6 protein-coding genes are annotated in these 9,442 nt (G+C 39.0%); 2 read left to right on the top strand and 4 right to left on the bottom strand.

Going from position 1 to position 9,442, the window contains the following annotated elements; translation table 11 throughout:
* The 4 genes from EA341_RS05050 to EA341_RS05035 all read right to left on the bottom strand — a co-directional run.
* A partial coding sequence (locus EA341_RS05050; RefSeq protein ID WP_293011898.1) for a dihydrolipoamide acetyltransferase family protein occupies positions 1-1,230 on the bottom strand: 1,230 nt, incomplete at its 3' end.
* Positions 1,231-1,313: 83 nt separating this feature from the next.
* Entirely contained in the window at positions 1,314-2,579 is a 1,266-nt protein-coding gene (locus EA341_RS05045; protein ID WP_293011896.1) for a competence/damage-inducible protein A, read from the bottom strand.
* A 315-nt stretch (positions 2,580-2,894) separates the two neighbouring features.
* Positions 2,895-3,770: a TraB/GumN family protein gene (locus tag EA341_RS05040; protein ID WP_293011894.1), complete on the bottom strand. Its 876-nt coding sequence runs from the start codon at positions 3,768-3,770 to the stop codon at positions 2,895-2,897.
* Between the two features lie 157 nt (positions 3,771-3,927).
* Entirely contained in the window at positions 3,928-4,731 is an 804-nt protein-coding gene (locus EA341_RS05035) for a universal stress protein (protein ID WP_293011892.1), read from the bottom strand.
* A gap of 180 nt (positions 4,732-4,911) precedes the next feature.
* Here EA341_RS05035 and EA341_RS05030 point away from each other — a divergent pair, with 180 nt between their 5' ends.
* Together EA341_RS05030 and EA341_RS05025 are read left to right on the top strand one after the other, a co-directional pair.
* The gene (locus EA341_RS05030; protein WP_293011891.1) at positions 4,912-5,958 is read left to right on the top strand and encodes an acyloxyacyl hydrolase; all 1,047 of its coding nucleotides are present in this window, start codon (positions 4,912-4,914) and stop codon (positions 5,956-5,958) included.
* 149 nt (positions 5,959-6,107) lie between these two features.
* The gene (locus EA341_RS05025; protein ID WP_293011890.1) at positions 6,108-9,338 is read left to right on the top strand and encodes a S41 family peptidase; all 3,231 of its coding nucleotides are present in this window, start codon (positions 6,108-6,110) and stop codon (positions 9,336-9,338) included.
* Positions 9,339-9,442 lie beyond the last annotated feature (104 nt).

The following is a 9,442-nucleotide window of genomic DNA, read 5'->3' as shown; positions in this document are numbered from 1 at the left end:
AACTCTATGGTCATAAGAGTGTGACAAAAACATTTTATGTCGGATGGCTATGACATCACCAGTAGGTGTTTCTACTACAGCAGGTTTCTTTTGAATAGCACCGACAGCTAAGATGGCTACCTGTGGCTGCATGATAATAGGTGTACCCATTACATTTCCAAATGAACCTACGTTGGATACAGTATAAGTTCCACCACTTAATTCATCTGGGCTCAATTTGTTAATTCTTGCCCTATTGGCCAGGTCATTGATCTTTTTGGATAAGCCAGAAAGATTCAATTGATCCGCATTTCTGATTACGGGTACAATGAGATTCCCGGAAGGTAGGGCAACCGCCATACCTATATTTATTTCTTTTCTCTTGACGATTTTGTCACCATCAACAGAAATATTGATCATTGGGAAATCCTTTATTGCCCTTGCGACTGCATGGATAAAGAATGGAGTGAAAGTAAGTGGTTCACCTTCTTTCTTCTTGTAGGCGTCTTTTACCTTGTTTCTCCATAATACAATATTTGTCACATCAGCTTCAACAAATGAAGTGACATGAGCAGATATCCTTTTGGAATCTACCATCCTTTGAGAAATCATTTTTCTCATTCTGTCCATTTCGAGGATTTCATCCTGACCTGAAATGGAAATCTCAACTTTTGGCACAGATGGAGTGACTTTTGATGTGCTAGAGCTTGTTGCCTGTGGAATTTGATTCCTGGTTTTCAAGTAAGCAAACATATCATTTTTCGTAACGCGTCCCTCTTTCCCTGTTCCTGGAATATTAGCCAACTCCTCCTTGCTGATATTTTCTTCTTTGGCTATACTCGTGACCAATGGAGAATAAAATCTTTCATCTCCCTCGGTATTTTTAGAAGAAACACTGTCTGACACCAAAGTGGCTGTTTGCGCTGGAGCAGCAGCGATCAATTCTTCTTTTTTTCCATTTTTGCCTTCTTGAGTTGATGTGGACTCAGGAACCTCGGCCCCTTCATCACCTTCTGTCTCAATGATAGCAATGGGTGCGCCTACAGCAACAACATCACCTTCTTTGGCCAAAATCTTCTTTAATACTCCGCCATGGGTGGCAGGAACTTCAGTATCCACTTTATCTGTGGCCACTTCAAGTACAGATTCATCCTGTTCGATGGAATCTCCCTCGTTTTTGAGCCATGTAAGAACTGTTCCTTCTATTATACTTTCACCCATTTTGGGCATCAGCATTTCTACGGTCGCCATAGTTTTATTATTTAATTGGGTTTATTTCTGAGTTTTAAAATTAAATTTTATTTTTGCCAATGCAAAATTGATTAATAAAATTTTTATTCTGTTTTTCCTGAGATGACCAATCGGAGCATGTTCAAAACTGCTACAGCTGTCAATTGTATGTTGAGGATTCTATCCTGGGTGAGTTGCAGTTTTTTGGTAATATTTCCATTTTCCCAAGCACAAGCAATCCAGACAGTTCCAACTGGTTTTTCTGCCCAACCGCCTCCAGGACCAGCAATACCTGAGCTTGATAAGCCAAAATCGGCTTCGAATAGTCCACGGACATTTGCGGCCATTTGAATGACAGTTTCTTCGCTCACAGCCCCTTTTTCCGATAAGGTCTGATTGTCCACATCAAGTATTTTATTTTTGAAGTGGTTATGATATGGAATTATTCCACCTTGAAAGTATTCTGAGCTACCTGGAATACTCGTAACCAGATGTGAAATATAACCACCAGAGCAGCTTTCTGCAAATGCGACTCTTTTGCCAGTCTTTTTGAGCATACGGCCTATGGCTTCTTCTAAGGTTTCTTGGTTATATCCAAAAACATACTTTTCTATGATAGGCATGACCTTTAGAATTTGGTCTTCCACATCATTTTGTAAACTTTCTAATTCATCTCCAAAAGCAGTTAATCGTAACTTTACTTGTCCGAGAGAGGGGAGATAGGCCAATCTGATATGTTCAGGAAGATTCTTTTCCCAGTCTTTCAATATTTCAGCCAACCAACTTTCACCAATTCCGACTGTTTTGATCACTTTGTGGTAAATAGTTGGAAGCGTATAGATCTCTTTTATTTTTGGAATGACAAACTCCTCCATTAATCTTTTCATTTCATGTGGGACGCCTGGCATCGACATCCACACACTGCCATTTTCCTCAAACCACATTCCAGGGGCAGTACCGACCTCATTCTGAATGTATGTACATTTAGTAGGCAGGTGAGCCTGTAGCTTGTTCAATTCTGTAAGTTCTCTCCCTCTTTTCTCAAAGAAAGTGCGTACAGCCTCTAGCGCCTCAGGGACAAGCTGAATGTCACAATTAAAATATTCAGCCAAAAGGGGTTTGGTTAGGTCATCATTGGTTGGCCCCAATCCACCTGTCATCAGAATGATATCTGCACGCATTTCTGCAGCCTTGAATGCCGCTAAAATTGCTTCTCTATTGTCACCCACGGTAGTCTTTTGAACCACCTTGACGCCGATTTTATCCAATTCCTTACTGATCCAATGGCTGTTGGTATCTATGATCTGCCCATAAAGCAGTTCATCACCAATGGCTAAAATCTCGGCCCTGACCGTTTTTTTTACTCCCATAAAAACAAATTTTCCTTTTTTCGGAAGCTTAAATTAATCAAAGTATTTTGATATAAGAGCTGTTATTAGCTTCATTTGGAATTTGCTATGATGACCATATTATGACCTTATCAACAAACTTAGAGTTGTTTCTTTCAAGTTGCTAAAAATCAATAATATATGTTTTGTCTTCCTGAGCAAGTTGAAAACTGAAGGAACCCAAAATATTTTTTGGTTAGATATAATTAAGTATCTCAGCCAAAAATAACCTTTGAAAATTTCTCTGGCTGTTTATAGAAAATATCTGTATTGACTTCCTATTTGGATATTTCAATTTTATTGGAGGACTGGCTCAACATTGTATCCCTGTTTTCTTAGCAATTGGACCAAGCCATTTTCTGATCCCAGATGACCTGCACCTACTGCCACAAACACTGAATTCTTTTCCATGGATGCCTCAATGATTGGGATCCAGGCTTTGTTCCTGTCATATAGTAGCGCGTCGGTATAGTTTGCAAACATATCCGAAGATAATATTTGATCATGTATATATTTTATGTCTTCAGTCAGGTATACGCTGACTAACTCCATAAATTCCTGACTTCCTTTTTCTTTGTCTATGATCGATTTAACCAATTCATCTACTTGCTCATTCATTGGTATCTCATCGAAAAGACTTACTTGAAATTCAATGGTTTCCAAACCGACTATGGGGATTTTGTTTTCCTGTGCTTTGCCAAGAAAAAATTGCTCATAACTACTTATATCAGGACAGGAAATCACTTGAGTAAGTACCATGGAGCTTAAAATAAAGGGTTTCATTGCCCCTAATTGTTCCAATCCAGCACCAAAACTTTCTTTGAAAAATTCATTAACCTTCTCCTGATCGCTCTCAGAAATATATTCATTTATGTTTTTCATGCCTTCATTGAAAGAAATCTGGCCCATCTTTCCCATAATCTCTGGGTCAGCCATATCGATTTCAAGTAAAAGCTCCTTACTGTCTTTTAATGCATTTAATGCTTTTTTACCAACATGGAACTGATCTTTACAGATGATATGTATGGTGCCATATAAGTAGGAGTCTTGTTCCAGACCATTACCTGAAACTTTCCAAAATAGGGACGAGCGTTCCTGAGCTAAAAGAGCATGGCTTGAGGTGAAAATAAAAAGAATGGCAATTGCCTTTAGTAAAAATGATCTTTGCTGCATAGTGTTAGTTTTTTGTTTCCTCTAAATTATAAAGCATCTGACAATCTGAATTTATAAAATACAGCAATGCATAGTTGCTTGTTTCTATGCATGTTTATATTTCTCCCCCAATTTGTTCTCTGAAAAGAAAGTGCTTCAACCTCAAAAATAATAGCTTTTATTTGACTACGAGAAGTGGTACATGAGTATGATAGGCCATCTCTACGCTTGTGCTTTTGTTGAAAAGGTATTCGTAGAATGTTTTGTTTTTAGAGAAAGTAACCAATATGGAGTTTGGGTTTTTATCCAAATAGCTCTTGATGCCCTCTTCAGTATTGTCAGCATAATTGACATGGAAACTTGCCTGTATCTCCGGGTAGGTATCTTTCAGGTAGGATTCCAGGCCTTTTATTTCTATTTTTTTATCAAAAGCTAACTCTTTGCAAATATGGAAAAACTCATACGGTAGGTTCAGCTTTGCGCTGAGTCTAAAAAGGTTTTTGAATTGAATTTCTTTTTCATTCAATAATTCCAAGGCAGCGCATATTTTATTTTTTGATGGTAGATCTGCATTGTTTGGCACAGCCAAAACCGGGGTCATGGCATCCTTGATTACATGAGCAGTGTTTGAGCCAATAAGTGCTTTTTTGATACCACTTGCTCCTTGAGTCCCCATTACGATTAAGTCATATTCATTTCGGTAGGCAAATGAGGTCACAGCAGTTGCCACACTTCCTTGGATGATCTTATAATCTATTGTCAAGCCCTGGGATTTGAACCTTTCGGAAATTTCCTTCAGTTGCTTTTTGGCATCTCTTTCTATAGTACTAATTATTTCTGTAGCTTGTGCTGCAAAATCATAGACGGCATAGAATGCATATAACAAGGTGATTTCTGCTTTTTCGGCCTTTGCTATTTCCGTGGCAAAATCAAGTGCATTATTGGCATTGTCACTAAAATCGGTTGGAACTAGAATTTTCATAGGGTCTGGTTTTAGGAAAAATTGATATATTTCTTGATCTTTCTCTGATTAGAAAGTTAAGACTTTTCACGTTGAAGAAAAATGATTTAGGTCATACAATTATACCTTTGGCTAGATGAATTAGGCATTTTATGGAATTTTTGGAATTAGGAGTAGCATTTGCTAACATGAATTGAGTATATGAAAAAAGTCATTCTTTTATTAATGTTTTTCTGGTGTCAAGCTCATGTTTATGGACAAGAATCCCATAGGTTAGGTTTCGAAGGGAGTTATGGTTTTATTATTGCCCATTCTGAAAGTGTGAGACCTTTATCTCAAACTAATCCATTTGGATTTTCTCTGCATTACCAATACATGAACAGTAGTCAAAATAAATGGAAAAACTGTAATTGCTTTTATTATACCGGCCTTCAACTGAGTCATCATGACTTTGCATTTAGAGAGGTCTTAGGCAGTGCAACCAGCCTATCAGCTACTTTTGAGCCTATTCTTTGGCATAACGATAAATGGAGTTTCAATTTAATATCAGGCTTAGGAATGAGTTATCTAGACAATATATACGATCCTTCAGATAACCCTGAAAATATTTTCTTCAGCGCACCCATAAGCTTCTTGGTTTTTGTTACTCCAAAGGTGGAGATGCATTTTGCTGATAATTGGCATGCGCAATTGACCTTACAGTATAACCATATCTCGAATGGTGGGCAGAGTAAGCCTAATAAAGGCATGAATTACCCAATGTTAGGTTTTGGTCTAACGCATTACCTTCAGAAGGCTGTGTTGCAGGAATATCCCAAGCAAGCCAAAGAACAATCTTGGTCATGGCTTTTGGAAACGGGACTTACGCATCGGCAAGCTCAATGGCGGTCAGGAAGGATGCCTGTATTTTCATTTTTGGCAGACAGGTATAGAACCGTCTCCAATATCAATGCCTTTGGCTTTGGAATGGAGTTGACAAAAGATTTTTCTCTGGAAGTAGTGCAAAGTAGGTGGGAAGCATTGATGCCATCACCTTTTGTCTCACACCATTTTATTTTTGGTAGGCTCGATTTCAGTCAACGTTTTGCTATCTATACTCAAAAGCCCACTGGTTATATTGAAAGCAGGTTTTACCAGAGGTACGCGATTCATTATAGGCTTTTCTCCAATTTCTCCATAGGAGCATCAATGAAAGTACATGGCCATGTAGCTGAAAACATAGATTTTAGATTGGGTTGGAGGTATTGATGATTTCAGTATTGGCCTTGACGCATGTATTGACTTCCGATGAGAAAAAAATTGATTTGGTATTTATCCTCAATTGACCTTCGGGATAAAAATACGGAACAGTTACAAAGGTTTTGTCTATTTTTGGGCTTTAACTATTAAATTATTTTATGCAAAGATTAAAGATATGGATGACCTCATTGATGGTCTGTATGATGATGTCCGTATATGGGCAGGAAAATCCCAAATGGCTCCGTTACCCAGCCATATCACCAAATGGTAAAACAGTTGCATTTACATTCAAAGGCAATCTTTATACAGTGCCCAGTGAAGGTGGAAATGCGACGCAATTGACTTTTCACGATGCGCATGATTTCATGCCTGTATGGAGTAAAGATGGAAGTAAGTTAGCTTTTGCATCGGACCGTTACGGTAATTTTGACGTATTTGTCATGCAGGCTGAAGGAGGAACAGCCACCAGGCTTACCTTTCATTCCAATGATGAAATGCCTTACTCTTTTTCTGCCAATGATGAATCGGTAATATTTGGAGGGGTGAGACAAGACTTGGCTGAGCACAGACAATACCCTACAGCATCACAACCTGAACTTTATATGGTTCCTGTCAAAGGAGGTCGTGTAGATCAGATGTGGACTATTCCAGCTGAGGCGGTTCAACTGAATGCTGATGGTAATAAAATCATTTACCATGATAAAAAAGGAGGGGAGAACACTTGGAGAAAAAAACATACATCTGCAATTACCAGAGACATTTGGGTGTATGATTCCGAATCAGGAAGTCATCAAATGCTCACTGATTTTGAAGGTGAGGACAGGAATCCAGTATTTTCGCCCGACGGAAATACAGTCTATTACCTCAGTGAAGCCGAAGGGACTTTTAATGTTTTTAAAATGTCAATGGATAAGCCGGATCAGAAAACTGCGGTAACATCTTTGGAAAATTTTCCGGTAAGATTCCTCAGTATTGCTCAAAATGGGTTGATGAGTTTTTCTTATGATGGAGAATTATATACTCTTAGAGACGGTGAAGATCCTGTTAAAATTGAAGTAAATATTAGAACCCAAGCAGGTGTTAATCCTGATAGTTATATCAGTATTAATGGAGGTGTCAGAGAAATGTCTGTTTCTCCTGATGGCAAAGAAATAGCATTCATTGCCAGAGGAGAGGTGTTTGTAACCTCTGTGGATGGTTCAATTACCAAAAGGATCACCAATACGCCTAATCAGGAAAGTTTTGTTGAGTTTAGCCCCGATGGAAAATCCATTATTTATGCTTCTGAACGTGATGGAAGATGGCAGATTTTCAAAACAACCAAGGTACGAGATACTGAGGAGCCTTTCTTTTTTGCCAGTACTCTTTTGAAAGAAGAAGCATTGGTTAGCAAAGATGTTGACTGTTACCTACCTAAAATGTCTCCAGATGGAAAAAAGCTTGCCTTTGTAGAAGGTAGAAGGACACTCAAGGTGTTGGATATTGCATCCGGAAACAGTGTTGAATTGATGACGCCCGAACACCTGTTTCACATGCGTGATGGGGATCAATATTTTGAGTGGAGTCCGGATAGTAAATGGCTTTTGGCCTCTTACAGACCAACTATGGCCAATGGTGAAGTGGTACTCTTGGACGTAGAAGGTAAAAGAGAAATGATCAACCTTACCCAAAGTGGTTATGGAGACAGCAACCCAAAGTGGGTAAATGATGGCAAGCAAATGATTTGGTTTTCTAATAGAGACGGGTTAAAAAGCTTTGCCACTAGCGGAGGTTCGCAAAATGATGTTTTTACCCTCTTTTTTACTAAAGAATCCTACGATAAATTCAACCTGAGCAAGGAAGACTTTGACTTGATGAAAGCTGTGGAAAAAGCAGGTAAAAAAGAAGATGAAAAAAAGGAGGATAAGAAGGAAGAGGATAAGAAAAAAGTAGAAGAGCTCAAAATTGATTGGGAAGACCTAAGGGATCGAAAAGCCAAGTTGACTATACATTCTGCTAATTTGGGAGATGCCGTACTTGATAAAGAAGGAGAGAAGTTATTTTATCTTGCCCGGTTTGAAAAGGGGATGAACTTATGGAGTACCAATATCAGGACCAAAGAAACTAAGATGGAATTGAAGTTGGATGCGAGCTATGGGAGCCTTACCTGGGATAAGGATATGAAAAATCTTTACCTACTTTCTGGTGGAAGTATTTCCAAAATCACAGATAATGGAAGTAAAAAGGAGCAGATAAAAATAGCAGGTGAAATGACATTGGACAAAGAGGCTGAATTTGAGCAAATGTTCGAGCATATCAAAATCAGGACGAAGGGAGCTTTCTACACTTCTGACATGCATGGAGTGGACTGGGAGGAGCTCACTGAACAGTACCGCAAATACCTTCCATACCTTGGTAATGGTTATGAGTTTGCAGAAATGGCATCTGAGATGATTGGGGAATTGAATGTTTCCCATGCAGGTGCATCTTACAACCGCTCTATTCCACAGGCTGATGCCACTGCTTCTTTGGGGATTTTTATGGATTACAGTCATAAAGAAGATGGAATCAAGATCAAGGAGATTGTCAAAGACGGGCCATTGGACAAGGCAGGATTGGGTATCAAAGCGGGAATGCTTATTGAAAAAATTGATGGAGAACTTATTTCCACAGATAAAGATCTTGCATGGTACCTTAATAGAAAGGCAGATAAGTTTACACTGCTCGAACTTATAGACCCTACCAACAATAGCAGGAAGCAGGTTACTGTCAAGCCAATCACACTTGCTGAGGAAAACAGATTGCTCTATAAAAGATGGGTAAAGCGTAATCAGGCTGAAGTTGACAGCTTGAGTGGTGGAAAACTTGGTTATGTACATATTCCGGGTATGTCGGATGGGCCGTATAGGACTACTTATGAGGAAATGATGGGGAAATTTCACGATAGAGAAGGTGTTATTGTGGACACACGTTTCAATGGAGGAGGAGATTTGGTGGCTGATCTTGCCATGTTCTTTACGGGAGAGAAATTCATCACCTATGCCACTGAAGACAGGGACGTAGGCTATGAACCTACATTCAGATGGACCAAACCCACCCTTGCCATGTTCAATGAGGGGAACTATTCAGATGGTCATTGCTTTGCTTGTGGCTATACCGATCTCAAGATTGGTAAAACGGTAGGAATGCCAACTCCTGGAACATGTTCTTTTGCAGGTTGGGAATCCTTGCCCAATGGCGGTAGATGGGGAATAGTCCCTATTTCAGCCAAAGATAAAGCGGGAAATTGGATGGAAAACAATGAAACCAAGCCACAATTCCAAGTGAAAAATATGCCTGGAAAGATAGATAAAGGTATCGACCAGCAGTTGGAAAAAGCAGTTGAGGAATTGTTAAAGGAAATAGAGTAATTTACTTTTCACTGTTAAACAAAAACCCGTCAAAATCTAAGTTTTGACGGGTTTTTGTTTTTATAATGAGTTTCATTTCAGAGTAAATATAAAGCTCACAAACC

The organism is Mongoliibacter sp. (genome assembly GCF_007692705.1).
GTDB lineage: Bacteria > Bacteroidota > Bacteroidia > Cytophagales > Cyclobacteriaceae > Mongoliibacter.
Note: the sequence above shows the minus strand (reverse complement) of the source record. Positions and strands in the feature narration are given on the sequence as shown.